This is a genomic window from Nguyenibacter vanlangensis (genome assembly GCF_038719015.1).
Lineage (GTDB): Bacteria > Pseudomonadota > Alphaproteobacteria > Acetobacterales > Acetobacteraceae > Gluconacetobacter > Gluconacetobacter vanlangensis.
Window position 1 is genome coordinate 385,389 of the sequence record NZ_CP152276.1, and the last position, 26,582, is coordinate 411,970.

Sequence of the window (26,582 nt, forward strand, 5' to 3'; positions counted from 1 at the left end):
CTCCCTGCCGGCGAAACAGGGGGCCGGACCATCAATGCGGCAGGGTCTCGATCCGTGCCGCCATGATGAAATCGTTGCGATGCAGGCCGCCGATCGCGTGGGTCTGCAGCGACAACCGCACATAGCCCCAGCCGAAGGCGATGTCCGGATGATGGTCGGCCGCTTCGGCCAGGGCGGCGATCCGCTCGACCAGCGCATAGGCGCCGGCGAAGTCCGGCAGGGTGAAATCGCGCAGCAAAACCGTCCCGTCGGGGGACAGCGTCCAGTTGGGCACCTGCGCCAGCAATGTTTCGGCCTCGGCGCGCGCCAGGGGCGGTGAGTTCCTGGGGCAGGGGCCGATCACCTCGCGGGCCAGGGCGGATGGGGTGGCGGTCGGCATGGCATGGAATCCTTCAGCCATTTGTCCGGGGACCGATAACGCGCCGGCCGCCCAACCGTACCCTGACGGTCAGGACGATCCCAGCGCCTCGCGCAGCATTTCCAGTTCCAGCCACCGTTCCTCGGCGGCCGTCAGTTCGGTCTCGGCACGGTCCAGCTTCGTGGTCGCGTCGGTAAACGCCTGCGGATCGCGGGCATAGAGCCCGGCATCGGACAGGACGGCGCGCAGCCGGGTGATATCCGCTTCCAGCGCCGCGATCTGCCCCGGAAGGCGGTCCAGGGCCAACTGGTCCTTATAGGACAGCTTGCGCGCCGGTCCCTTCGCCGCACCCTTCTCGGGGCTCCGCTCCGGGCGCTTCGCCGGCTGGCCGTCCCGGCCCGGTGGCGCCATGCCGCGGCGCTGCGCCAGCATGTCGCTATAGCCGCCGGCATATTCCACCCACCGCCCGTCGCCCTCGGCCACCAGCACCGACGTCGCCACGCGGTCCAGGAAATCGCGGTCGTGGCTGACCAGCAGCACGGTGCCGGAATAATCGTCCAGCATGTCCTGCAGCAGGTCCAGCGTTTCCAGATCCAGGTCGTTGGTCGGTTCGTCCAGCACCAGCAGGTTGGACGGCCGCGCCAGCGCGCAGGCCAGCATCAGCCGCCCGCGCTCGCCGCCCGACAGCATGCCGACAGGGGTGCGGGCCTGTTCCGGCCGGAACAGAAAATCCTTCATGTAGCCGATGACATGGCGCTTCTCGCTGCCGACCTGCACCATGTCGCCACCGCCGCCCGTCAGCGTATCGGCCAGGGTGCGGGCCGGGTCCAGCGTGCGGCGCTGCTGGTCCAGCGTGACGGTGGACAGGCTGGTACCGATGCGGATCTCGCCGGAATCGGGCTGGTCCTGGCCGGTCAGCAGCCGCAGCAGCGTGCTCTTGCCCGCGCCGTTGGCGCCCACGATGCCCAGCCGGTCGCCCCGCAGCACGCGCAGGTCCAGCCGGTCGACGATCCGCCGCGCGCCATAGGATCTGCAGACCTGCTCGGCGGTGGCGACCAGCTTGCCGGACAGGGTGTCCTCGCTGGCCTGCATCTTCACCCCGATGGGCGCGCGCACCGCCTCGCGCCGCGCCTGGCGCAGCGCGGCCAGTTCGCCCACGCGCCGCACGTTGCGCTTGCGCCGGGCCGTGACGCCATAGCGCATCCAGTCCTCTTCGCGCGCGATCTGACGGTCCAGCTTGTGCGCGTCGCGGATTTCCTGCTCCAGGACCTCTTCGCGCCAGGCCTCGAAACGTGCGAATCCCTGCTCCAGCCGGCGGGTCGTGCCGCGATCGAGCCACACCACGGTCCGCGACAGGGTTTCCAGCAGCCGCCGGTCGTGGCTGATGATCACCATGGCCGAGGACAGCGACAATAATTCGCGCTCCAGCCATTCGATGGTCGGCATGTCCAGGTGGTTCGTCGGCTCGTCCAGCAGCAGCAGGTCGGGCTCGGGCGCCAGCGCTCGGGCCAGCGCGCAGCGCCGCGCCTCGCCGCCCGACAGGCTGGCCGGAGTCTCGGCCCCCGTCAGGCCCAGCTCGCCCAGCAGCATGGCCGCGCGGTGCGCGGGGTCGTCGGGCCCCATCCCGGCGCGGACATAATCCAGCGCGGTGGCGAAGCCCGACAGGTCGGGCTCCTGCGGCAGATAGCGCACGGTGGTGCCGGGCTGCAGGAAACGGGTGCCGTCATCGGCCTGCAATTCGCCGGCCGCGATGCGCAGCAGGGTGGATTTCCCGCTGCCATTGCGCCCGACCAGGCAGATACGCTCGCCCGCCGCCACGCCGAACCCGGCCTTGTCCAGCAAGGGGGCCCCGCCGAGCGTCAGTGTGATGTCCTGGAGAAGAAGGAGAGGAGGCGACATGGATCGGGTTCTGGCCCATGCGTGCCACCCGGCGCAAGAGGCACGCGGCCGGCTGCCTCCGCCAGCCGATTTGACTAATCGATCTGCGGGCCGCCGGTGACCGCCTGATAGGTCGCGATCGCCAGCGTCGTCGGTTCGAACGGCTTGGTGATGACGAAGGTCGGCTCGACCGCCTCGCCGGTCAGCAGCCGTTCCGGATAGGCGGTGACGAAGATGACCGGCGCGTCATGTTGGCGCAGGATGCTGGCCACCGCGTTCATCCCGTCGCCGCCGGCGCCAAGATTGATGTCGGCCAGGATCAGCCCGGGCCGCGTCCGGCGCGCCAGCTCGATCGCGTCGGCCTCGGTCGCGGCGACGCCCGCGACCTGATGGCCGCAACTGCGGACCAGTTCCTCGATGTCCATGGCAATGATCGGTTCGTCCTCGATGATCAGGATCGAGGTCTCGGCGACCGTGCGTAGCCCGGCATGGGCATGCGCCAGAATGTCCGACGCGCGCTGGACCTCCGTCTCCAGAACCTTGGCGGCTTCGGAAACCGTCAGTTCCTCCAGCGCGGTCAGCAGCAGCAGCTTGCGCTCCACCCCACCCAGCCCGTCCCGCGTGCCGGAAGTGTCCTGCGGTTGAAATTGTCGTGAAATGCTCCGATACAGGCTGTGCCGGGGTGACATCTCCCCCGTATCCGAAACTGCCAGTTCACGCAGGCTTTCGGCGACCAGCAGGTCGCCGCGCGGTTGGCTGCCCGTCAGGGCGCGGGCATAACGCCTGGCGTAAGGAAGGGCACGGATCAGATCCTGCCGCCGCGAGAGGGGCATCGGACATTCAACTCCCATCGGATTATGTTACAGTTTGGAGCATGACAGTGTCACAATTGTCGGCAAGAAGGGAGGGGACACGTCCTGGCATCGGTCACCGGCTCGACGAGCGGCCGTACGGTATCGCAACTGCGGCGCGAGATCATGTCTCTTTTGCCGGATCTGCGCGGGTTCGCACGTTTTTTGACGCGGGATCCCGCGTCGTCCGACGACCTGGTGCAAGAAACGCTGGTCCGTGCCCTCGCGGCGCTGGAGCAGTTCCAGGCCGACACCAATCTCAAGGCGTGGCTGTTCACGATCCAGCGTAACGTCTTCTACGAGCAGCGGCGCCGCCATCTGCGCGAGCAGGTGGTGATGAACGATTACGCCGTCCAGGCCCAACGCCGGGCCGAAAGCCGCCCGGCCAGCGTCCGCGACGATGTCCGCGATCTTGAAAACGTGTTCTGGCTGCTGCCGCCTTTGCTGCGCGAGGCCCTGATCCTGGTCGGCGCCCAGGAGATGACTCACGAGGAAGCAGCCGGCATCTGCGGCGTTCCGGTGGGCACGATGAAGGCCCGCGTTTCGCGCGCGCGGGCGCAGTTGACCAAACTCGTGGCGAAAGCGCGCGGCGACATGCCGGCTCCGGATACCGAATAGGGGCCCGCATGGGCCCCGGCCGATGGCGTCCCGCCCGGCACGATGCATTACCTCACAGTTTCGTCATGAAAAAAATGCAACCTTGCCACAAGTCTGTTCATTGTTTCGCCGTGTGACGGGAAGTCGTGCGAAGGGAAACGAAATAATGTCCAACAGCTTTCATGATCAGGTCATCGCGATCCTTCCGCGGCTGCGGGTGCAGGCACTGGCCCTGACGCGCAATCGGACACTGGCCGAGGACCTGGTGCAAGATGCGGTCTGTAACGCGCTCGCCGCCCAAGAGAGTTTCATTCCCGGCACGAATTTTTCGGCGTGGATGCATCGCATTCTGCGCAACCGCTTCATCTCCGACCTGCGCAAGCGGCGCGAGACGACGGATATCGAGGACGTCCCCGCCGCGGCGCTGGCGACCGCGGCCGCGCACGAGGATCGGCTGGCGCTGAAAGACCTGGCCGAGGCGCTGGACCGGCTGCCCGAGGATCAGCGCGAGGCGCTGATCATGGTCGTCATGCACGGCATGAGCTACGAGGCGCTGGCCGACGCCACCGGCTGCGCTGTCGGCACGGCCAAGAGCCGCGTCTTCCGCGCCCGCCGCCAGTTGGAAGCCTGGATGGTCGGCGAGGGGGCCGAAAGCAACGCGCTCAAGGCCCGCGTCGCCCGGATGCGCAACCTGCTGGCCGAACGCGAGGCAGGGGCGCCGGTCCTCCATGCCTGAAACGGGGCCTGAAACGGGGGTGGGGAATTAGGTGGACCGGCGTTTCGCAAACGCTCATGCGCGACATCCGGCGGCTGGACGGTCGCCGAGCGGTGTTTTAGTCTCGAAGGAGAATTGTGCAACCGGAGCACATGCGCGAGAGTTTTGGCGGGGTATAAGTGGGCCTCAGGGATCAACGATGACGCCGCCCAAGGATGCACATTCTTCCAGGCAGCCCAAACCCGTCAGGAAAGCCCAGCAAGACGACCCGTTCGAACTCTGGCTCAAGCGCGGGCTGCATCAATTGTTCGACGAGATCGCGCGTGAGCCGGTACCCGAGGAACTGCTGCGTCTAATCGAGGAAGATCGCAAGACCAAGGAATAGATGGAGCGCGACAAGGGGTACCGCCGTCCGGGGGGCGAGACGCCGTATCCGGCACGAGTCTGGCGGCTGTTCGACACGGTCAGCACGCGCATGGTGATGATCATCCTGCTGTCCGCCGGGCCGATCGCCATCATCGGCGGGCTGCAGGCATGGAACAGCTATCGCCACACGCTGGCGGCGCCGGCCTTTCGCGCCGACATGGCCGTCAGCCGCATCGACCTGGAAATTCGCCACGACGTCGACCATGTCAGCGCCATGCTGTCATCCGTCAGCCGCATGGCCCTGGACGAACAGGGCGTGGGGAACACGCTGCAGCTCGCCCAGTCCCTGACCGGCCATTTCTACCGGCAGCTCGCGCTGCTGGATGACAGGGGGATGATCGTCGTGGCGGTGAACAGCGGCGCGCCATTGCCCTTGCCACCCCAGTTATCGACGGACGAACTGCCCAGCTTCAGCGGCGACGTGCGGATCGTGCCGCTGGACGTTCCCGGACAGGACCCGGACGGACGTTCCTATATCCGCATCACCATCGCCACCATGATCGCCGACAGTGGGGGCAATCCGGTGCGCCACGGTTTCCTGACCGCGATCATGCCGGTCGTCTGGACGCGCCATCACCTGCAGATCGGCGATCCGCGCCTGGATTTCATCCAGAAGGACGGCGCGATCGATGCCTGGATCGTCGGGCGGGACCATAATATCGCGCCGCTCTGCGGCGATTGCTGGCGCCCGCGTCAGCCACCCGCGCAGGTCATGGCCTGGGTCGCCGCCTTTCAGCCCGGTCATTACGGGCGCCAGGTGCTGTCCGTCGGCGACGCGGCCTATGCGTTCGGTCCGGTCGAGGGCGGCGTCGGCGCCCTGACGATGACCCGCCGCAACATGGCCGAGACCCACGCGCTGGTCATGTTCGTCATCTGGCTGTTCGTCATCATCGCCCTGCTGGGGTGCGGCCTGACCGGCGTGGCGATGAGCGCGAACGTGCTGCTGGTCGCGCCGCTGCGCCGCCTGACCAGTTCGGTCGAACTCTGGCAGGCGGATGGCGGCGTGTTCGACGCGCGCTATAGCTGGGCCATGCCGGTCGAGATCCGCCGGCTGGCCGCGGCCTTCACCAAGGCGACGCGCAGCCTGACCCGGCACGAGCAGCGGCTGGCACGCGCTTCGGCCCGGCAGGACCTGCTGCTGAAGGAAATGCATCACCGAGTGAAGAACAACCTGCAGATCGTCGCGTCGCTGCTGAATCTGCAAGGCAACCGCATCCGCCTGCCCGAAGCGCGCGAGGAATTCGCCCAGGCCCGCGACCGGGTGCGCGCCCTGGCGACCCTGCATCGCTATCTCTATTCCGACGGCGAACTGCTCAGCCTCAGCATGGAACAGTTCGTGACCGAACTCTGCCACCAGATCTTCCAGGCGGCGGGCGAGGACCAGGGCGGAAGGATCACGCTGTCCGTCGATGCCGAAGGGCTGGAACTCGGGCCCGACCAGGCCGTGCCCATGGCCCTGATCGTGACCGAAATCGTCAGCAACGCGATCAAATACGCCTTCCCCGACGGCCGCCACGGTTCGGTCGCCGTCATGCTGGCGCGTGCCGACGGCCGGCATGCGCGGCTCAGCGTCGCCGATGACGGAATCGGCCTGGCCGAGGGCCATCGCCGCTCGGCGGAACAGCGCAGCGGCCTCGGTACGCAACTGATTCGGGGCTTCGTCCGGCAGTTGGGCGGCGTCATGGATATCTCCGAGGAGAACGGCACGCGCTATGTGCTGCTCTTCCCGATACAACTGGCCCATGCGCGCGAGAAACGCGCCGCCGGCTGACATGTGCCGACATGTTCCGACACGGTACTGGCGGGAATGGGTGTCCCTGACCCCCCGCTTCGATTATAGAACGGGCTCATGAGCGGTGACAAAACAGTGATGCGGGCCTGGACCCGGGCCCAGTCCCGTATGGGGCGCGTACGGGCCCTGCCCGTGGTGGCGGCGGGCCTGTTGTCGGGCCTGACGGCGGTCGGGCAGGCGTGGTGCATGGCCGCGATCCTGGCGTCGGTGCTGGTCGGACCGGGGGGCGGCCGTGGTGCGGGCACGTGGCTGGCGGCGCTTGCCGTGCTGGCGGTCCTGCGCGGGCTGCTGGCCGTCGCGGGCGACGTGGCGGCGGCCGGCGCCGGTCGCGCGGCGCGGCGCCGCCTGCGGACCGACGCCCTGGCGGCGATCCTGCGCGGCGGTCCGGCGCTGCTGCGGCGGCAGCACAGCGCCGAACTGACCGCGCTGGCCGTCGACCGGATCGAGGCTCTGGACGGCTTCTTTGCCCGCTGGGTGCCCGCCTCGATCCTGTGGATCGCCGTGCCGGGCCTGATTGCCGTGCTGGCCGCCCTGGTCCAGCCCGGATCGGCCGCCATCATGGCCGTCTGCGGCCTGGCGGTGCCGGTCGGCCAGGCCTTGTTCGGCATCGGGGCCGCAATGGCGTCGCGCAACCAGTTCCTGGCGATGACGCGGCTGCAGGCACGGTTCCTGGACCGGGTGCGAGGCATCGCGACGATCGTCCTGCTGAACCGCACGGATGACGAGGCCGCGCGCCTGGCCGCCGCCGCCGACGAACTGCGCCGCCGGACCATGAAGGTGCTGCGCGTCGCCTTCCTGTCCTCGGCGTCGATCGATTGCGCCATGGTCGCGGCTCTGATCCTGATCGTGCTGCATGACGGCGGCACCGTGCTGGCGCTGCATCGGGCCGGCGCGGCATCGCCGGCGCTGGCCGGCAGCGCGATGCGCGGCCTGTTCGTCCTGCTGCTGGTGCCCGAATTCTTCGCCCCGCTCCGGGGACTGGCCCTGGCCTATCAGGATCGCGCCCATGCCGCGGGCGCCGCGTCCGCCATGGCCGATCTTCCCGCCGGTCCCGACAAGCCCGCCGCGGCGCAGACGGCGGGCCGGCCGGACATGCAGGCCACCATTCCCCAACGCACGGCCGGGGGCGTCGAACTGCGCTTTTGCGACGTGACGTTCGCATGGGATCCGGCACGCGGCGCCGTACTGCGCAATCTCAGTTTCGAGGTCCGGCCCGGCGAGACGCTGATTCTCGTCGGTCCGTCGGGATCGGGCAAGTCGACGATCATCGAAATGATCCTGGGCTTCATCGCACCCGACCAGGGCAGGGTGCTGATCGGCGGGGCGGATATCGCCGGCCTGCCGCCCGCGGCCCTGTCCGGCCTGATCTCGTGGATCGGGCAAAGGCCGGTGCTGTTCGCCGGTACCTTGCGTGAGAACATTCTGTTCGCCCGGCCCGACGCCACGGAAGACGCCGTGATGGACGCGGTGCGCGCGGCCGCGATCGACCGGTTCATGCCGGGCCTGCCGGACGGGCTGGACACCAGGATCGGCGAGGGCGGGTTCGGCCTGTCGGGCGGGCAGGCCCAGCGCGTGGCCATCGCGCGGGCCTACCTCAAGAACGCGCCGCTTCTGCTGCTGGACGAACCCACCGCTCACCTGGACCCGGCGACCGAGGCCGACATCTTCGCCAGCCTGCGCGCGCTGGCCCAGGGACGGACCGTCATCCTGTCCACCCATTCGGCAGCCGCCCGCGCGCTGCCGGGGGCCTGCCTGGACCTGGGCGCGCGCCAGAACCCCGGACAGGACGCCACCATATCCGAGGAGCCCGCCCATGCCGGATAAGATGCGGGACAAGATGCCGGACAACACGATGCCGGCTGTGCCCCGGCACGACCATGACGGGCTGGCCCCGGTCCTGCAGGTCCTGGCATTGTGGCGCGGCCGCGCGCCGCTGCTGCTCGCGGGGCTGTTCCTGTCCCTGCTGGCGCTGCTGTCCGGCCTGGTGCTGATGCGCGGTGCCGGCGCGCGCCTGGCCGCCACGGCGGCGGCCGGCGTGGTGGCGGGGGCGCTGCTGCTGCGCGTCTCGGGGGTGCTGCGCGTCGTACTGCGCTATGCCGAACGCCTGCTCACCCATGATGCGATGTTCCGCGCCCTGGCCGATATCCGCGTCTGGTTCTTCCGCCGGCTGGCCGGCGGGGCGGCGGCGGGGCTGGGGTTCCGCCGCGCCGGCGACCTGCTGTCGCGCCTGGTTTCGGACGTCGAAGCCCTGGACGGGCTGTATCTGCGGATCCTGGTGCCGCTGGCGGGGGCCTGCCTGGTCCTGCCCGTCCTCGTCTGGGCCTCCTACGGGGCCGATCGCGCGCTGGCCGCCATCCTGGGCGGGCTGTTCGTGACCGGCGCGTTCCTGATGCCGCTGGCCGCCGCCCTGCTGGGCCGGCGCGAGGCCGCGATGCTGGGCCACCGCCTGGCGGCGCTGCGGATCGGCGTGCTCGACCTGGTCAGCGGCCTGCGCGAGGTGCGGGCCTTCGGCGCCGAGGCGCGCATCCTGGCGCATGTCCAGGCACGCGACAGGTCCCTGCTGGACGGGCAGGCGCGGCAGGCGCGGCTACTGGCGCTGCTGGGCGGCGCTTCCTATCTGTGCGGCCAGGCGGCGGTCATCGCGGTCCTGGCGTCCGTGTCGGGGGTGGGGCTGGGCCCCGTTCCGGCCGTGCGTGGCGCCGCGCTGCTGTTTCTGGTCATCGCCGGGTTCGAAAGCGCCGCGGGGCTGACCCGCGCCGGCGCCCTGGCCGGCGGGATCAGCCGGGCGGCGGCCCGCGTGGTCTCGGCCGGCGAGGGCGGCCTGGCGAAGCGGGTTCCGCCGGCTACGCTTCCGGCGCCCGCCGGTACGGATATTCGCTTCGAGCAGGTCGGGTTTCGCTGGCAGGCCGATCGGGCCCCGGTATTCGACGGGCTGACCCTGGATATTCCGGCCGGGTCGCGGGTCGCGGTGCTGGGGCCGTCCGGAATCGGCAAATCCACCCTGGCGGCGCTGCTGCTGAAGGTCGCGGCCCCCGACACGGGGCGGATCCTGCTGGGCGGCCAGGACCTGGCCGCCCTGGATGACCGTTCCGTCCGGCGGCGGGTCGCCTGGCTGTCGCAGGCCACGCATCTCTTCGCCGATACGATCCGCGCCAATCTGCTGCTGGGCCGGCCGGATGCCGACGACGCCGCGTTATGGACGGCCCTGGACCGCGCGCAGGTCGGCGACGTGGTGCGCGCGCTGCCCGATGGGCTGGACACCTGGCTGGGCGAGGGCGGAACCGCCCTGTCCGGCGGGCAGGGGCGGCGCATCGCCCTGGCGCGCACGCTGCTCTCCGACGCGCCGATCCTGATCCTGGACGAACCCGCGACCGGCCTGGACGCCCGGACCGAACGCGACTTCCTGGAGACCCTCTATGCGGTGACAACCGGCCGCACGGTGATCCTGATCGCGCATCGCCTGGTCGGCGTCGAACGCCTGGACCGCGTCTGGCACCTGACCGCAGGCCACGCGCGCGCCGCCCCCGTCTGAAACGCCGCTCTGCTGACATGCCGGCGGCGAGAGGTTGACGGCGCGGCCGCCAGCGGGCACCAAGGCATTATCGTTACGTCGCTGACTTTTCCGCATTGTTGGCGGCCGATTCATCCATCAGCCGACACAAGGGGGAGGGCTGCCGATGCGTCGCCTGTCACTGATTCTGGGTCTCTGCCTTCTGGCGGGTTGCACGAACGGACCGTCTCGGAAATTCGTCGTATTCTTCACGCGTGATTCCAGCAGGCTGGACGATCCGGCCCGCTGGGTCGTCACGCATGCGGCCCAGCAGGCGGCGCTGTATCCGCAGGCATCCGTCAGTGTCGAAGGCTATGCCGCGGCCCATGGCGACCTGTCGGCCGACGCGCTGCTGGCCGTCGACCGGGCGAAGAAGGTGGCGGACCAACTGGTTGCCGACGGAGTCGCCCCCAGCCGTATCCGGCAGTCCCCCCGCCCGCCGTCGAACGAGGACGGCGCCGTCGGCGCGCGCCGGGTCGAAATCGAAATCGGTGCTTCCTGACCGCCGGCAGGCCGATGCGCCGGATGCCGGCATGACCGGCCATGTGCCCCCCGACTCGCCGCGCGCGATCCTGGCGCGGGTCTTTGGCTTCCCCGATTTCCGCGGCCTCCAGGAACAGGCGGTCGACGCGGTCATGGCCGGGCGCGATTGCCTGGTCCTGATGCCGACCGGCGGCGGCAAGAGCATCTGTTACCAGGTTCCGGCCCTCAGCCGTCCCGGCACGGGATTGGTGATCTCGCCGCTGATCGCGCTGATGGACGATCAGGTCGCGGCCCTGCGCCAGGTGGGCGTCAATGCCGGCGCGCTTCATTCCGAACTCGAGCCCGAGGACGCGGCCCGGGTGCGCGCGGACCTGGCGGCCGGCCGGCTGGACATCCTGTATGTCTCGCCCGAACGATTGCTGTCTCCTGGCACGCTGGAGCGTCTCTCCCGGCTCGCCATCTCGGTCATCGCGATCGACGAGGCGCATTGCATTTCGGCCTGGGGGCATGAATTCCGTCCGGAATACCGCGCGCTGGCCAGCCTGCCAGAGCATTTCCCCGGGGTGCCGCGCATCGCGCTGACCGCCACCGCCGACCCGCGCACCCAGGCCGATATTCTCGACGCGCTGGCCATGCCGGACGCGACCGTGCTGCGGGCCAGCTTCCACCGGCCCAACCTGGATATCGCGGTCCGGCCCAAGACCGCGGAAACGCGGCAGTTGCTCGACGTGCTGGACCGCCACGGCGGCGAGGCGGTGATCGTCTATTGCGGCAGCCGCAACAAGACCGAACGCGTGGCCCGCTCGCTGCGTGAGCGCGATTGGCCCGCCCTGCCGTTCCACGCCGGCCTGTCGCCGATCGAAAAGCGCGCGGCATTGCTTCGTTTTCGCTCGGGCGAACCGGTGGTGATCGTCGCGACCATCGCGTTCGGCATGGGGATCGATCGGCCGGATGTCCGGGCGGTGGTGCATCTGGACATGCCGTCCTCGCCCGAGGCCTATTACCAGCAGATCGGCCGGGCCGGCCGCGACGGCGAAAAATCGGACACGGTCCTGCTCTATGGCGGCGACGACATCGCCCGCGCCCGCCACTGGCTGGAGCAATCTAGCGCCCCCGACATCCAGAAACGGGTCATGAGCGCGCGGCTCGAGGCGATGATCGCGCTGACCGAAACCACCGGCTGCCGGACCCAGGCGCTGCTGGCCTGTTTCGGCGAGAACCTGGCCGAACCCTGCGGTCATTGCGACAATTGCCGCAACCCGGTGGCGTCGTTCGACGGCACGGTCGAGGCGCAGAAGGTGCTTTCGGCCATCTATCGCATCGGCCAGAAATTCGGCGCGGTGCATGTCGCCTCGGTGCTGCGGGGCAAGGACAGCGAGATGGCGGCGCGCCACAGCCATGACCGGCTGACCGTGTTCGGCATCGGCCGCGACAGGCCGGAACTGTTCTGGCGCGGGGTGATCCGGCAATTGATCGCGCGGGGCGCGATCCGGGTTTCGGGCGAATTCAACGCGCTGGCCTTGAACCAGGACGTGGCGCGCCCCATCCTGCGGGGCGAGGAACGGGTGATGCTGCGCGACGACGCGGCCGACGCCCTGCGTGCCGCGGGCAGCGCGCGCACCGGCCGGGCGGCCGGCGGCGGCAAGGTCGCCATCTCTCTGCCGCCCGAGGCCGAGGCCCCCTTCGCGGCCCTGCGCGCCTGGCGACTGGGCGAAGCCCGGGAACAGGAAATTCCGCCCTATGTGATCTTCCACGATGCCGTGCTGCACGACATTGCCGTCGAACGGCCGGCGACGCTGGACGCGCTGGGCCGGATCAAGGGCGTGGGCGCATCGAAACTGGACCGCTACGGCGCCGCCGTGCTGCAGGTGCTGGCCGGGTCCGGAGGGTAGGGCACGATGAGCCGCATCCCGACCGACGAACGGCATCGCGAGATCCTGTCGCTGGTCCGGCTGCGCGGCTATGTCTCGAACGAGGAACTGGCCCAACGGCTGCAGGTCGCGGTCCAGACGATCCGCCGCGATGTCAACCACCTGGCCGGCGCGGGGCTGGTGACGCGCCATCACGGCGGTGCGGGCCTGGTCTCGTCCATCGAGAATATCGCCTATACCGAACGCCAGATCCTCAACCGGCGCGAGAAGGAGGCGATCGGCCAACTGGCGGCGCGGGACATTCCCGACAATTCCTCGCTCTTCATCAATATCGGCACGACGACCGAGGCGTTCGCCCGCGCGCTGCTGCGGCACCGGGCGCTGCGCGTCATCACCAACAATCTGCACGTGGCGGCGATCCTGTCGCCGCAGGCCGATTTCCGCGTGGTGATCGCGGGCGGCTCCGTCCGCGCGCATGACGGCGGCATCACCGGCCCCACCGCCACCGCGATGATCGACCAGTATCGCGCCGATTACGGCGTGATCGGCATCAGCGGCATCGAGGAAGACGGCACGTTGCTGGATTTCGACCTGGACGAGATCGACCTGGCACAGGCCATCATGCGCAACGCGCGCAGGATCTTCCTGCTGGCCGATCATACCAAGTTCGCCCGCCGTCCGATGGGGCGGGTCGGAAACCTGTCGCATATCCACGCCCTGTTCACCGATCGCGCGCCGCCGCCCGCCATCCGCGCCCTGCTGGACGCGCATCAGGTCGCCCTGCACATCGCCGAGCCCTGAAAACGAACCAAAATATTCTAAAACGAACAATTTTGGTGCCGTCCTGCGCGAAATGTCACGAAAATGTGCCGGAAGCTTGCGGGGATTCCTGTTGAATGCACGAGTTATGTTCGTTTACGAACATTCTCGAGGAGAATGCAATGGGATCCGACACTGGAACCATAATCGCCGCCGACACGGTGTCCGCAGACACGGCGCTCTATGATCTGCTGATCGTGGGCGGCGGCATCAACGGCGCGGGCATCGCGCGCGATGCGGCTGGGCGCGGGGCCTCGGTGCTGCTGGTGGAGCAGCATGACCTGGCCAACCACACGTCATCGGCCAGCACCAAGCTGATCCACGGCGGCCTGCGCTACCTGGAATATTACGAATTCCGCCTGGTGCGCGAAGCGTTGATGGAGCGCGAGCGGCTGCTGCGCATCGCCCCGCACATCATCTGGCCGCTGTCTTTCGTCCTGCCGCATTCGCGCCTGGTGCGGCCGGCCTGGATGCTGCGGCTGGGCCTTTTCCTGTACGATCATCTCGGCGGGCATCTGGGCGGGCGCATGACCCTGCCGCGCTCGCGCGCCGTCCGGCTGCACGACGATCCGGCGGGCCTGCCGCTGCGCGACGAATACCGGCGCGGCTTCATCTATTCCGACGGATGGGTGCAGGACAGCCGACTGGTGGTGCTGAATGCGATGGATGCGCGCGCCCGTGGCGCGGAGATCCGCACGCGCACCACCCTGGTCAGGGCCCGCCGCGCCGGCACGGTGTGGGAGGCCGAGCTGGCCGACGCGCGGGGCGGGCCGGTCCGCACGGTGCGCGCGCGTGCCCTGGTCAACGCCGCCGGGCCCTGGGTCGACCGCGTGTTGCGCGACCGGCTGGGCGTCGCGACCACCAAGCATGTGCGCATGGTCAAGGGCAGCCATATCGTGGTGCCGCGCCAGTTCGACGGAGAACAGGCCTATATCCTGCAGAATCCCGACCGGCGCATCGTCTTCGTCATCCCGTACGAGCAGGATTTCACCCTGATCGGCACCACGGACGTGCCCTGGACGTCCGATCCGGGCCAGGTCGAGATCTCGCCCGAGGAAATCCGCTATCTGTGCGACAGCGTGAACCGCTATTTCCACAAGCCGATCGCGCCGTCCGATGTCGTCTGGTCCTATGCGGGCGTCCGGCCGCTCTATGACGACGCGGCGCAGAATGCGTCGGCGGTCACGCGCGACTATGTGCTGGATGTCGACGTCCCGGACGATGCTTCAGGCGCCACTCCGGGCGGCGCCCCCCTGCTGTCGATCTTCGGCGGCAAGATCACGACCTATCGCCGCCTGGCCGAACACGCGCTGGAAAAGCTGGCGCCGTACCTGCCCGTGGTGACGGGCGCGGGGTGGACGGCCGATCAGCCGCTGCCGGGGGGCGATCTGGGGCCGGGCGGTTTCGATGCTGTATTGGAGCGACTGCGCGCCGACGCGCCCTTCCTGCCGGAACGGACGGCCTGGCGGCTGGCGCGCAATTACGGCACGCGTGCCTGGGCCATCATCGGCGACGCGCGCCAGATGGCCGATCTGGGCGAGGAATTCGGCGCCGGACTGACGGCGCGCGAGGTGGATTATCTGCTCCGCGAGGAATGGGCGGAGACGGCCGACGACATCCTGTGGCGCCGCTCGCGCCTGGGCCTGCATGTCGGCCGCGACGACGCCGCCCGGCTGGAGCGATATGTGAACGCGCGCCGGACCGGCGCGCCAGGACCGTCCGGACAGGCGCCGATCGCGATGGCAAGCTGAACGCCCCGCGGCGCGCTGCCGCCCGAACGCGACATTTCCCCGACAACAACGGAAAAGAAGCGGGAACATGTTCAAGGACAGGCAATTCGTCGGAGAGCTGATCTCCGAATTCATCGCGGTCTTCATCATCGTCCTGATCGGTGATGCCGTGGCGGGAATGTATTTCCTCTACGATCCCAGTCCCTATCGCACCGCCTATTGGGGCGTGTGCATCGTCTGGGGGCTGGCGGTCATGATCGCCATCTACGTCACCGGGGCGGTGTCCGGCACGCACGCCAACCCGGCGGTCACGCTGGCGCTTGCGCTCTATCGGGGTTTTCCCTGGCGCAAGGTGCTGCCGTACAACGCAGCCCAGATCCTGGGCGGCGTGGCCGGAGCGGCGATCGTCTACGTGCTCTATGCGCCGGTGATCGACCATTACAACATGCTGCATCATTTCGACCGCATGCATGACGGCGGCGCGGCGGGCGTGTTCTTCACCCATCCCGGCGAGGCCATCACCCCGCTGCACGCCCTGGTCGACGAGATCATCCTGACCGCGATGCTGCTGCTGGGGATCTTCGCGGTCACGTCCGAATACAATACCCAGGCGCCGCAGGCGAATTCCGGCGCGCTGATCATCGGCCTGCTGGTCGCGGCGCTGGGCGGCTGCGCGGGATATCTCGAAGCCTGGGCGCTGAACCCGGCGCGCGATTTCGGGCCGCGCCTGTTCTGCTTCCTGGCCGGCTGGGGGCCGACGGCCCTGCCGTCGCCGGGCCATTACTGGTGGGTGCCGATCGTCGGTCCCCTGGTGGGCGGCGTGATCGGGGGCGGGGCGTTCCAGTTCCTCGTGCTGCCCTACATGCCCCGGCGCCGTCCGCCCAGCCAGATCGAATCCGGCCCCGGCGAACCCGCGAAGGTCGAACCCTTCCCCAGCCCGGACGCCGCCCCGCCGCCTTATATCGCCGCGCGCCGCTGACACCGACGAAGCCAAGTCAGGAGCAAGACATATGAACGACAAGACCACAGTCCTGGCGATCGACCAGGGAACGACGTCCACCCGCAGCATCCTGTTCGACCGCGATGCCGAGGAACTGGCTTCCAGCCGCCGCGAATTCGCCCAGCACTACCCCGACCATGGTTGGGTCGAGCATGATGCCGACGAGATCTGGCGCGATACGCTGGCCACGGCGCGCGAAACGATCGAGCAGGGCGGCGGCGCGGGGTCGATCGCCGCGCTGGGCATCACCAACCAGCGCGAGACGATCGTGGTATGGGACCGCGCGACCGGCGCGCCGATCCATCGGGCCATCGTCTGGCAGGATCGCCGCACCGCGCCGATGTGCGTCCGGATGCGTCAGGAAGGGCACGAGGACCTGGTGCGCCAGCGTACCGGCCTGCTGCTCGATCCGTATTTTTCGGCGACCAAGCTGGCCTGGATCCTCGATAACGTCCCGGGCGCCCGCCGCGATGCCGAAGCGGGAAAGCTGGCCTTCGGCACCATCGACTCCTTCCTGCTGTGGCGCCTGACCGGCGGCCGCGTCCATGCCACGGACGTCACGAATGCGTCGCGCACCCTGCTGTTCGATATCCACCGCCAGGTCTGGGACGACGATCTGCTGCGTCTGTTCGATATCCCGCCCGCGCTGCTGCCCCAGGTGCGCAGCAACAGCGAGATCTATGGCGAAACCGATCCCGCCTTGTTCGGGCGGGCAATTCCGGTCGCGGGCATGGCGGGCGACCAGCAGGCGGCCCTGGTCGGGCAGGCCTGCTTCCGGCCCGGCATGGCCAAGGCGACCTACGGCACTGGCTGCTTCGTCCTGCTCAATACCGGCGAAGCCGCGGTACAGTCGGCCAATCGCATGCTGACCACGATCGGCTATCGCATCGGCAACCGCACGGTCTACGCGCTGGAAGGCGCGATCTTCGTCGCCGGGGCCGCGATCAAATGGCTGCGCGACGGACTGCACCTGATCACCCATGCCTCGCAGACCGACGATCTGGCCACCCGGATACCGCACAGCCACGGCGTCTATATGGTGCCGGGCTTCGTCGGACTGGGCGCGCCGCACTGGGATCCCGAGGCGCGCGGGCTGATCTGCGGCCTGACCCTGGACGCCACGGCCGCGCACATCGCCCGCGCGGCGCTGGAATCGGTGGCCTATCAGACCTACGACCTGATGGCGGCGATGGCCCGGGATGGCGGCGGGGCGGTGACGACATTGCGCGTCGATGGCGGTATGGCGGCCAATGACTGGTTCTGCCAGTTCCTGGCGGACATCCTGCAGGCCCGGGTCGAACGGCCCCGCCATCTCGAAACCACGGCGACCGGGGCCGCCTATCTGGCCGGCCTGGCGACCGGGGTCTGGACCGATCTGGACGATGTCGCCGCCCGCTGGGCCCGCGGCCGCGTCTTCGACGCCGCGATGGACGCCACCCAGCGCGAGACGATGCTGAAAGGCTGGCAGCAGGCGGTGCGCCGCACCCTGACCAGCACGTTTGCCGCCGCGGCCTGAGGACGTGCCGGCCCGCGGCCCGCGACGGGAAAACGCCGCGCGGGCCGCGTCGGCAGGGGCCGTGCTACGGCGTCGCGTCGGTCTGGTCTGGGTTGGGCCGGATATCGAACGGCACGGTTCGCGTCGTGCCTCCCAGGAAATGAAACGTCACCGGAATGCGCCGTCCGGGCTGCACGCTGTCGTCATACCCGCTGCAGATCAGGTGATACCCGCCCGGCGGAAAGACCAGGACCGTCTGCGCCGGCAGCGCCAGATGGTCGAACAGCGCCGCGGTCTCCCCGGTGCTTTCCTGCTCTGTATGGTGGGCATACAGGGCATGGCAGGCCGGCGCGGTTACTCCGTTCAGCAGATGGGCGTCCTTGCCGCGATTTTCGATGGTGAAATAGCCGGTGGCGATTCGGCGGTCGGGCTGCAGGATCTGCATCCAGCTATCGCGTATGTCGATATCGGCGCCGGCGTCGGCCTGTCCAGGGGGGGGCTGTCCCGGCACCGCCGGCGAGGGGGCGTCTGCCGCCAGGGCCGGCCGGGCACCAACGGTACCCGCCAGGGCCAGCATTCCGACCAGCAGCGCGCGTCGCGTCATCATGGGGTCCTTGCCTGTTTGTTCGCTGCGACGTTACCAGCAGGAATATTACCAGCAAGCCTGAGTCGCCGAAAACCGGGCGATCGCACGTCCGGGCTTGCGCCCGGGCGATTTCATGCGCATTTCGTGCGGGCTACGCGCCGGGGCACGATTGGCGGCGGATTCCGCCACATGTTCCGCGATGACGAACTCGGGCGCCCGTCGGACAGCCGGCACGCGCCGCAACGCCGGTTGGGAAGCCCGCACGCATGCGATGCCCTTTTTGTGGTCACGAGGACACCCAGGTAAAGGACAGCCGTCCGCACGAGGACGGAACCGCGATTCGCCGTCGCCGTATCTGCGCGTCCTGCAGCCAGCGCTTTACCACCATCGAGCGGGTGCAACTGCGCGACCTGTATGTCGTCAAGGCCGACGGGCGCAGGGTGCCGTTCGAGCGCGACAAGCTGGCGCGCTCGATCCGCGTGGCCCTGCGCAAGCGCCCGGTGGACGAAGACCGGATCGACCGCATCGTCAACGGCCTGGTGCGCCAGTTGGAGGCATCGGGCGAGACGGACATCGCATCGCGCGACATCGGCAAGCTGGTGATGGACACGCTGCGCGAGGTCGATATCGTGGCCTATATCCGCTTTGCCAGCGTGCATTGGGATTTCCGTGAAACCAAGGATTTCGCGGCGATCCTGGAATCGATCCCGGTCGGCCCGGGCGAGGAGCGGCCGGCCGCGATCAGGGTCCCGGCCGCCGATTCCGGCGCTGCGGTCGCCTCGGGCTATGGACCTGACGGCATAAAGAGGCGATGAAGCCGCCTTTCACGGATCAGCGGCAGCAGGAGACAGGCCCATGAGCGGCGTACAGGACGAAGACGGCACACGCCACAAGCCCCGGTCGCGCACCGCGTCGCGCGTGGCGGTCGTGCAGGCGCTGTTCCAGATCGAGCAGGCCGACGACGCGCCCGAGACGGTGATCGCGCAGTTCCTGCGCCATCGGCTGGGACGCGTGCCCGGCGATCAGGCGGAAGATTATGAAGACGGTACGGTGCCCGAGGCCGATGCGAAATTGTTCGAGCAGGTCGCCCGCTCGGCCGTCGCCCGGCGCGAGCAGGTCGATGCGCTGATCGTCGACGTGCTGCCGTCATCCTGGCCGTTCGCACGGCTCGACCCGGTGCTACGCGCGCTGCTGCGGGCCGCCGGCGCCGAACTGGCGGTGGTCGAGGGCGTGCCGACCCGCGTCGTGATCAACGAATATCTCGACATCGCCCATGGGTTCTTTTCGGGAGACGAGCCGAAGATGGTCAACGGCGTGCTCGACGCGCTGGCCCGCCGCCTGCGCACTGCCGCGCCCGCCGCCAGCACGTCCGCCGACAACGCGCCGGAAGCCGAAGAGGCCTGACCGGGCGGCGCTCCCCAATGCCCAACCAACCATCCGATCCTCCAACCCCCGATGCGTTGCCGCCCGAATTCGGATTCATCAGGCGGCATTTCCGTACCCTTGCGGGCGAGGGGGCGTTGGGCCTGACCGACGACGCGGCGTTGCTGCGCGCGCCGGCAGGACGCGAACTGGTCGTCGCGGTCGATACGATGGTCGAGGGCGTGCATTTCCTGCCGGACGACCCGGCCGATACGGTGGGGCGCAAGCTGCTGCGCTGCAACCTGTCCGACCTGGCGGCAATGGATGCGGCCCCCCTGGGCTATCTGCTGTCGGTCACCAAGCCTCCGGCACGGGACGAGGCCTGGTTCGCCGCCTTCGCCGAAGGGTTGCATGCCGACCAGGCGCTGTACGGGCTCAGCCTGCTCGGCGGCGACACCACGGCGACGTCCGGCCCCCTGGTCCTGTCGCTGACCATCCTGGGCCATGTGGCGCCGGGCGGGGCGCTGCGCCGCAACGGCGCGCGCGACGGCGATGGAATCTGGATCACGGGCACGATCGGCGATGGCGCGCTCGGCTTGCGGGCGCTGCGCGGCGAACTGGCCGATCCCAGCGGTTTCCTGGCCCGCCGCTACCGCCTGCCCGAGCCCCGTCTGGGGCTGGGGTTGGGCGGCATCGCCCGGGCGGCGATGGATGTCTCGGACGGGCTGGTGCAGGATCTGGGCCACCTGGCGCGCGAAAGCGGTGTCGGCGCCCGGATCGACGCCGCATCCGTGCCCCTGTCGGAGGCCGCCCGCCAAGCGGGGCCGGACTGGCTGGCCACCTGCCTGACGGGCGGCGACGACTACGAATTGCTGCTCGCCGTCCCACCGGCGCACGACGACGCATTGCGCCGGGCCGCCGCCGCGCGCGGCGTGGCCGTGACCCGGATCGGCCGGTTCGACCGGACCATCTCCGGCGTCACGGTCCAGGGCCCGTCAGGCGAGACCATGGCATTCGCCCGTACGGGATGGAGCCATTTGTAAGAGACTGCCTCAATGGCCCCGCTGATGGCGCATGCAGGCTGGCGGCCGAACGGCGGCCAGCGGGCGTGCTCAAAACGGCAACGGATTGATGTTTCTTTTATCCTTGAGGTAACGGCCGCGCCTCCATAATTTCGGCCACAAACCGGTCCGGGAGGCGATCATTCGTCTTTCGCAGTAAAAAGGTCTATCAGGCTCCCCCGTTTCGGCATCATGCATGGCGCGAACCGGACGCGCGAAGGACGAAATGAAAAGGATCGAGGAATGACGTATCTCTCCCGCATGCCGGGACTGCGGGGCCGGTTGCAGGCCATGACCTGCCTGGCCGGCATGTTCTGTATCGCCACGGCGCCCCACCAGGGCGCGCACGCCGCAACCGGCCAGCAAGACCGTCATGCCTCGACCACCCGCCGGACCGCAACCGGCACGACCCCGACCGCTGCGCCACAGGTCCCCGCCGCTTCCTCGCGCGCCGCGACGGCGGAAGACATCTCGGTCACTTCGTCCCGGCAGGCGCTGAACGGGGGCGGCGGCATGATGCGTCTGGAGACGGCACCGCACACCGTGCAGACCGTCGCGAAGGAATATATCGACATGCGCGCGCCGACCAGCACGGCGTTGGACCTGATCAAGAATTTGCCCAGCCTCAGCGTCTCGACCCCCGACACCGCCGGCATGCAGGGCGGCATGATCCAGGTGCGCGGCCTGACCGACCTGGACATGGGGCTGATGGTCGACGGCGCCCCAGCGGCGGCGGCCAAATACATGGCCGAGGACATCGATTCCGAGAACCTGGAAGAAGTCAACGTCACCCCCGGCAGTTCGGGGACCGACCTGCCCGTCATGTCCGCCGCCGCCGGCGTGATGGACGAGCGCAGCCACGCGGCGGCGCACCAGTTCGGCGGGCTGATGGATTTCTCCTACGGCACCAACAATCTGTCGCGCGAGTTCCTGCGCCTGGAATCGGGCGAGATCGGCAATAGCGGCGTGCGCAGCTACCTCTCGTTCTCCAACACCCACAGCCGGTCGTGGATGGGATCGGGCATCAACGAACGCCGCCACCTGGATTTCGGTATCCAGAAGGACTTGCAGAACGGTTCGACCGCCAAGGTGTTCCTGTCGTGGAACAACGAGAACTTCACCATCGACAACTACCCGACCGCGCAGGAATTCTACCGGTACAAGCACACCGGCCAGGGCTGGGGGCGCTCGGACGATCCCAGGAACGACAATTACTGGCAGAACAGCAAGGATCACTGGAACCAGGTCTTCCTGACCGCGCCGCTGCACCTTGTCCTGCCCGCACGCCTCAGCTTCGACCTGCAACCCTATTTCAGCTTTGGCCAGGGCTGGGATGCCGCACCCGCCAACCCCATCTCCAACGACGACGGCACGCCCTACAGCGGCCCGAACCAGACCAGCTTCTTTCTGCAGAACGACACCCGGCAGGTGGGCGCCGTCGCCAAGCTGAGCTACCAGATCGACCCGCACAACGTATTGTCGCTCGGCTACTGGTACGAGAACAACTATACGAACCAGTCCTATCCCGGCGGCAACACCAGGGCGGACGGCACGCCGCCCAGCCCGTGGTATCTGTACAAGACCGGTGCCTTCACGTTCGGCCAGAACGCGGGGTATGAGATCCATTCGCTGTTCATCCAGGATACCGCGAAATATCTGCAAGACCGGCTGGTGATTCACGCGGGCTTCAAGTTCGCCATGATCAATAGCTGGACCGCCAGCTTTGCCAACATCGACGGCAGCAAGGTGAAGGGCTCGGTCTGCGACGACAGCGACAATTTCCAGCATTGCAGCAACAATCGGACCGAGCCGCTGCCGCAACTGTCGATCGGCTACACGTTCAACGAGCATCACCAGATCTACGTCAACGCCGAGGGCGATTACCGCCAGCCCAGCGCAGTGGATATGGGCTGGCTGCCGTCCGGCCCCAACTTCCTGAAGAACCAGTATTCCATCAAGGAAGAACTGGGATACCGCTATCACGACAAATACATCATCGCCGACCTGGCGCTGTTCAACTACAACGTCACGAACCGCATCGTGGACCAGTATGTGGGCATGAACAGCTTCTCGCCCATGTCGATCGGGAACCAGACGATGCGCGGTTTCGACGTCATGGTGTCCGGCCGCTCCATCCACGGTTTCAGCCCCTATGCGTCCTTCGAGTATCTGCACGCGACGCAGGACAGCAACGTGATGGACCCGTATACCAATACGCTGATCCATTCGAAGGGCACGCAGGCGGTGATGGCGCCGCACGTGATGGCGAATTTCGGCCTGACTTATACCCACAAGGGCTTCTTTGCCAACGGCAGCCTACATTACAGCGGCCCGCAATCGGTCAGTATCGCCGGTGACCAGCGCATGCCGGGCTATGTGACGGACACGCTGTCTCTGGGCTATCACTTCCCGGCGTTCCTGTTCGCGAAATCGCCGACCTTCCGCCTGAATTTCACGAATCTGACCGGATCGATCGTCCGCACCGGCGCCCTGGGCGTGGTCTATCGCGGCAGCGACCTGAACAGCCACTATGTCTATAGCGGCAGCATGCCTCCCACTCTGGGCTACGGCAATTCCTTCATGGTCGAACCCCGCTTCAGCATGACGGGCACCGTTTCGACCGCTTTCTGATTATCCGGCCGGCCCCTGCCATGGGGCCGGCATGGCCGGACGATTTTCAGTCGCGGCCCTCCAATCGCGGCGTGGTGCGCGGGGCTGCTGCCCCCGTACCCGGACGGGGGCAATCGTCCCCCTTCCACCTCCTCAGTCGGTCAGGCTGCGGTCATACACCCGGTAGCGCTTGCACGGTTCGGGCGCCAGCCGTTCGATCAGGCGGCGTACCGGCATGTTGGTCTCCAGGATCCAGCCCATCTCGACCATACGATAGGGCAGGGACCGGCCGCGCCGCATCAGCTCGGTGATCGCCAGCGCCGGCAGCATAGCGCCCAGCGCCGTGCCCTCGACCTTGGAGCTGACGCCCAGCAGAATGACGCGGGCGGAATGAAAGCGGTGCCGCAGCAGCCGCCCGCCCAGCTTGATCCAGCCCAGCGGCGAGGGCGCGCCACCCAGATCGCCCGCCACGTCGTACAGGTTGGGCACCACCAGCGCGACGGCCGCCGGCTCGCCCTTATGTTCGATCAGTACAAGGTGCTCGGACTTCAGGATCGGCTTCATCTGCGCGATCATGCCGCGCATCTCGTCGGCGGTCAGCGGCACGAAGCCCCAGTTGTTCCGCCAGGCTTCGTTATAGAGCCGACGCAGGATCTCGCCATCCTCGGCGATCTGCCGACGGCGCATGCCGCGCGTCGTCACGTCGCCCAGCTTGCCCTCGCCCATCCGCAGGCTGGCGGGTACCAGGTGCGCCTGCTCGGCGGCCGGGCCGATCTCCATCTGATAGGCCAGGAAATCCATCGCCTTGGCAAAGCCGCAAGCTTCGATCATCGCGGGCAGCCAGTGCGGATGCCAGGGCATGGCGATCATCGGCGGGGCATGCTGCCCGTCCACCATCATGCCCAGTTCGCCGTTCGAATTCAGGGTCATGGGCCCGCGGGCCAGGGGCATGCCCTGCGCGCGCAGCCACGCGCAGGCCGCATCCAGCAGGGCCGAGACGACCGCGAGATCGTCGATCGCGTCCAACGCCCCGAAAAAGCCAATTTTTTCGCCCAGCGTCTCGATGGCCAGATCATCGACATGGGCCGAAATCCGGCCGACCGGGCGTCCCGCGCGCATGGCCAGGAAATACTGGGCCCGGCCATGGCCGAAGAACCCGCTTTTGGCAGGATGCAGCAGATCCTTCTGCTCCATGTCCAGCGGCGGGACATAGCCCGGCAGGCCGGCATAAAGCCGGCGCGGCAGTTGAAGGAACAGTGACATCTGACGGCGGCCGGCGACGGGGATGATGACAAGTTGATCCGCTTGGTTCATGACCGGTCCGTACGATGCCGCAAAAGGGCGAATGAAATCAGGCGCCGACCAGCGCCGCCGGCCCCGTGGTGATGACACGGAACCGGCCTTGAAAGAAAGGGGCCCGATGGCCAGGAGGCGCCCAGGCGGCGAAATACGGTTCGATCCCGCGACGATCCTGATGACCGGGGCATCCAGCGGAATCGGCGCGGAAACCGCCCGGTTCTATGCGCGCGCCGGGCGGACGCTCATCCTGTGGGGGCGCGACGCGGGGCGGCTGGAACAGGTGGCGCGCGATTGCCGCGCGGCCGGCGCCACGGTGATCACGCGCGTGCTGGACCTGTCCGACGGGCAGGGGGCGCTTGCGGCATTCCGCCAGGACGATTCGGCGAATCCGGTCGACCTGCTGGTCCTGGCCGCCGGCCTGGGCGACATGCGCCCATCCGCCGACAAGACCGAGCGGGCGGAAACCGTGCTGGAACTCGGCCTGGTGAATTATGCCACCCCGGCCGCGCTGGCGACGGCGGCGGCCGAACGCATGGTGGCGCGGCGGCGCGGACACATCGTGCTGGTGGGATCGGTCGCGGCGTTCCACGCCCTGCCGTTCGCCGCCGGCTATTCCGGGTCCAAGGCCGGACTGACCCGCTTTGCCGAGGCGCTGCGCAACGGCATCGGCGACCATGGCGTGGGCGTGACCCTGATTTCCCCCGGCTTCGTCGACACGCCGATGAGCCGCCGCGTCGCCAGCGCCAAGCCCTTCCTGCAAAGCGCGCCCCAGGCCGCCCGCCTGATCGCCCGCGCGGTCGAGGAAGACCGCGCGCATCTGATCTTCCCTCGCCTGTTCGCCGGCTTGCGCCTGCTGGACCAGCTCCTTCCCGCCCCGGTGCGGTCGGCGATCCTGCGGCGCCTGAAGGCCGATCAGGCCCCCCGCCCGGCGGCATGACGCCCGCGACGCGAATCGAGACTTGACGGCTCCTCGGGAACGGGAAATCACTTTACGACGGATCACAAAAAAGTGCCCCGGCAGAGTGGGGCACCTCGGTCCCGGGCCGGGTAATAAAGGATCCAGGGAGTCGGAGACGACATGAAAGAGATCGTAGCGGTCGATATCGGCGGCACGCATGCGCGCTTTGCCATAGCCACTGTGGACGAGGGCCGGGTGACCGACCTGGGAAACGCCACGACCCTGAAATGCGCCGAACATGCCAGCCTGCAACTGGCATGGGAGTCCTTCGCCCGCCAGATCGGGCGTCCCCTGCCGCGCGCCGCGGGGATCGCCGTCGCCTGCCCGGTGCAGGGCGAGACGCTCAAGCTGACGAATAATCCGTGGATCATCCAGCCGGCGCAGCTTGGTGCCAAGCTGGGTGTGGACGAACATGTCCTGGTCAATGATTTCGGCGCGGTCGGCCATGCCGTGGCGCAGGTCGATCCGTCCTATCTGCGGCATCTGTGCGGTCCGGACCGGCCGGTATCCGATGCGGGCGTGACCACCATCGTCGGTCCGGGCACCGGGCTGGGTTCGGCCTATGTCGTGCGGCGCGGCGGCCGCTACATCGTCTGCGAGACCGAAGGCGGCCATGTCGATTTCGCGCCGCTGGATGTGGTCGAGGACAAGATCCTGCAGCGGCTGCGCCTGCGCTATCGCCGCGTGTCGACCGAGCGCATCGTCTCGGGACCGGGTTTGGTCAATCTCTACGAGGCGATCGCCGAGATGGAGGGCCTGCCCGCCCGCACGCGCGACGACAAGGAGTTATGGACCCTGGCGCTGGAGGGACGCGACCACATGGCCTCGGCGGCGCTGGAGCGATTCTGCCTGGCGCTGGGCGCCGTCGCCGGCGACCTGGCGCTGGCCCAGGGCGGGCACAGCGTGGTGATCGCGGGCGGGCTCGGCCTGCGCCTGGCGGACCATCTGCCCCGCTCTGGATTCGCCGAGCGATTCGTCGCCAAGGGACGGTTCGAGGCCATGATGTCCGACATGCCCGTCCGGCTGATCACCCACCCGCAGCCCGGCCTGTTCGGCGCCGCCGCGGCGTTCGCCGAACGCTTCACCTGATAAACGGACTTTCGGGCGGATTTCGGGGCGTTCGTCCCGGCCCATCGGCCGG

General features: G+C 68.4%; 23 protein-coding genes. 18 read left to right on the forward strand and 5 right to left on the reverse strand.

Annotated features, from left to right (window positions below):
* Positions 1 to 31 precede the first annotated feature (31 nt).
* The 3 genes from AAC691_RS01850 to AAC691_RS01860 all read right to left on the reverse strand — a co-directional run bounded on the left by AAC691_RS01850 (position 32) and on the right by AAC691_RS01860 (position 3,069).
* A complete protein-coding gene (locus tag AAC691_RS01850; protein WP_176641816.1) occupies positions 32 to 379 on the reverse strand; it encodes a 4a-hydroxytetrahydrobiopterin dehydratase in 348 nt (115 codons plus the stop codon).
* A gap of 69 nt (positions 380 to 448) precedes the next feature.
* Positions 449 to 2,257: an ATP-binding cassette domain-containing protein gene (locus AAC691_RS01855; protein WP_342628756.1), complete on the reverse strand. Its 1,809-nt coding sequence runs from the start codon at positions 2,255 to 2,257 to the stop codon at positions 449 to 451.
* 74 nt (positions 2,258 to 2,331) lie between these two features.
* Positions 2,332 to 3,069 carry a response regulator gene (locus tag AAC691_RS01860; RefSeq protein WP_342628757.1) on the reverse strand — a complete coding sequence of 246 codons (738 nt, stop codon included), beginning with the start codon at positions 3,067 to 3,069 and terminating at the stop codon, positions 2,332 to 2,334.
* A 144-nt stretch (positions 3,070 to 3,213) separates the two neighbouring features.
* Between AAC691_RS01860 and AAC691_RS01865 the strand changes: the two genes are divergently transcribed.
* The 12 genes from AAC691_RS01865 (at position 3,214) to glpK (ending at position 17,586) form a co-directional block, all read left to right on the forward strand.
* Complete coding sequence (locus tag AAC691_RS01865; protein WP_323990969.1) at positions 3,214 to 3,705, forward strand: sigma-70 family RNA polymerase sigma factor; 492 nt, start codon at positions 3,214 to 3,216, stop codon at positions 3,703 to 3,705.
* Between the two features lie 145 nt (positions 3,706 to 3,850).
* Positions 3,851 to 4,420 carry a sigma-70 family RNA polymerase sigma factor gene (locus AAC691_RS01870; protein ID WP_176640230.1) on the forward strand — a complete coding sequence of 190 codons (570 nt, stop codon included), beginning with the start codon at positions 3,851 to 3,853 and terminating at the stop codon, positions 4,418 to 4,420.
* A gap of 178 nt (positions 4,421 to 4,598) precedes the next feature.
* Complete coding sequence (locus AAC691_RS01875; protein ID WP_176640231.1) at positions 4,599 to 4,784, forward strand: hypothetical protein; 186 nt, start codon at positions 4,599 to 4,601, stop codon at positions 4,782 to 4,784.
* On the forward strand, positions 4,785 to 6,596 hold the full coding sequence (locus AAC691_RS01880) for a sensor histidine kinase (RefSeq protein ID WP_342628758.1): 1,812 nt from the start codon (positions 4,785 to 4,787) through the stop codon (positions 6,594 to 6,596).
* A gap of 78 nt (positions 6,597 to 6,674) precedes the next feature.
* Positions 6,675 to 8,441, forward strand: a complete 1,767-nt coding sequence (gene cydD / locus AAC691_RS01885) for a thiol reductant ABC exporter subunit CydD (protein WP_342628759.1) — start codon at positions 6,675 to 6,677, stop codon at positions 8,439 to 8,441.
* Between the two features lie 28 nt (positions 8,442 to 8,469).
* The gene (gene cydC, locus AAC691_RS01890) at positions 8,470 to 10,149 is read left to right on the forward strand and encodes a thiol reductant ABC exporter subunit CydC (RefSeq protein ID WP_342630111.1); all 1,680 of its coding nucleotides are present in this window, start codon (positions 8,470 to 8,472) and stop codon (positions 10,147 to 10,149) included.
* Positions 10,150 to 10,294: 145 nt separating this feature from the next.
* The gene (locus AAC691_RS01895; protein ID WP_342628760.1) at positions 10,295 to 10,669 is read left to right on the forward strand and encodes an OmpA family protein; all 375 of its coding nucleotides are present in this window, start codon (positions 10,295 to 10,297) and stop codon (positions 10,667 to 10,669) included.
* 31 nt (positions 10,670 to 10,700) lie between these two features.
* A complete protein-coding gene (recQ, locus tag AAC691_RS01900) occupies positions 10,701 to 12,542 on the forward strand; it encodes a DNA helicase RecQ (RefSeq protein WP_323993667.1) in 1,842 nt (613 codons plus the stop codon).
* A 6-nt stretch (positions 12,543 to 12,548) separates the two neighbouring features.
* Positions 12,549 to 13,322 carry a DeoR/GlpR family DNA-binding transcription regulator gene (locus AAC691_RS01905; protein ID WP_176641292.1) on the forward strand — a complete coding sequence of 258 codons (774 nt, stop codon included), beginning with the start codon at positions 12,549 to 12,551 and terminating at the stop codon, positions 13,320 to 13,322.
* A gap of 140 nt (positions 13,323 to 13,462) precedes the next feature.
* Positions 13,463 to 15,091 (forward strand): glycerol-3-phosphate dehydrogenase, encoded by a 1,629-nt coding sequence (glpD, locus tag AAC691_RS01910; RefSeq protein WP_342628761.1) that lies wholly within the window; start codon positions 13,463 to 13,465, stop codon positions 15,089 to 15,091.
* Positions 15,092 to 15,158: 67 nt separating this feature from the next.
* Entirely contained in the window at positions 15,159 to 16,049 is an 891-nt protein-coding gene (locus AAC691_RS01915) for an MIP/aquaporin family protein (RefSeq protein ID WP_176640649.1), read from the forward strand.
* A 31-nt stretch (positions 16,050 to 16,080) separates the two neighbouring features.
* Positions 16,081 to 17,586, forward strand: coding sequence for a glycerol kinase GlpK (glpK, locus tag AAC691_RS01920; protein WP_342628762.1), 1,506 nt, complete (start codon positions 16,081 to 16,083; stop codon positions 17,584 to 17,586).
* A gap of 64 nt (positions 17,587 to 17,650) precedes the next feature.
* Here glpK and AAC691_RS01925 read toward each other — a convergent pair whose 3' ends face one another.
* Positions 17,651 to 18,172 carry a copper chaperone PCu(A)C gene (locus tag AAC691_RS01925; RefSeq protein WP_342628763.1) on the reverse strand — a complete coding sequence of 174 codons (522 nt, stop codon included), beginning with the start codon at positions 18,170 to 18,172 and terminating at the stop codon, positions 17,651 to 17,653.
* Positions 18,173 to 18,417: 245 nt separating this feature from the next.
* Here AAC691_RS01925 and nrdR point away from each other — a divergent pair, with 245 nt between their 5' ends.
* The 4 genes from nrdR (at position 18,418) to AAC691_RS01945 (ending at position 23,205) form a co-directional block, all read left to right on the forward strand.
* Positions 18,418 to 18,966 carry a transcriptional regulator NrdR gene (gene nrdR / locus AAC691_RS01930; RefSeq protein ID WP_176641241.1) on the forward strand — a complete coding sequence of 183 codons (549 nt, stop codon included), beginning with the start codon at positions 18,418 to 18,420 and terminating at the stop codon, positions 18,964 to 18,966.
* Positions 18,967 to 19,006: 40 nt separating this feature from the next.
* Positions 19,007 to 19,555 carry a transcription antitermination factor NusB gene (gene nusB / locus AAC691_RS01935; RefSeq protein ID WP_342628764.1) on the forward strand — a complete coding sequence of 183 codons (549 nt, stop codon included), beginning with the start codon at positions 19,007 to 19,009 and terminating at the stop codon, positions 19,553 to 19,555.
* 17 nt (positions 19,556 to 19,572) lie between these two features.
* A complete protein-coding gene (thiL, locus tag AAC691_RS01940) occupies positions 19,573 to 20,556 on the forward strand; it encodes a thiamine-phosphate kinase (RefSeq protein WP_342628765.1) in 984 nt (327 codons plus the stop codon).
* A gap of 261 nt (positions 20,557 to 20,817) precedes the next feature.
* Positions 20,818 to 23,205, forward strand: coding sequence for a TonB-dependent receptor (locus AAC691_RS01945; RefSeq protein WP_408906044.1), 2,388 nt, complete (start codon positions 20,818 to 20,820; stop codon positions 23,203 to 23,205).
* Between the two features lie 132 nt (positions 23,206 to 23,337).
* Here the strand turns inward: AAC691_RS01945 and AAC691_RS01950 are convergent, their stop codons facing one another.
* On the reverse strand, positions 23,338 to 24,498 hold the full coding sequence (locus AAC691_RS01950; protein WP_342628766.1) for a hypothetical protein: 1,161 nt from the start codon (positions 24,496 to 24,498) through the stop codon (positions 23,338 to 23,340).
* Positions 24,499 to 24,604: 106 nt separating this feature from the next.
* Here AAC691_RS01950 and AAC691_RS01955 point away from each other — a divergent pair, with 106 nt between their 5' ends.
* Positions 24,605 to 25,420, forward strand: coding sequence for an SDR family oxidoreductase (locus AAC691_RS01955; RefSeq protein WP_176639983.1), 816 nt, complete (start codon positions 24,605 to 24,607; stop codon positions 25,418 to 25,420).
* Between the two features lie 141 nt (positions 25,421 to 25,561).
* On the forward strand, positions 25,562 to 26,530 hold the full coding sequence (gene glk / locus AAC691_RS01960; RefSeq protein ID WP_342628767.1) for a glucokinase: 969 nt from the start codon (positions 25,562 to 25,564) through the stop codon (positions 26,528 to 26,530).
* The last annotated feature ends 52 nt before the right edge of the window (positions 26,531 to 26,582 follow it).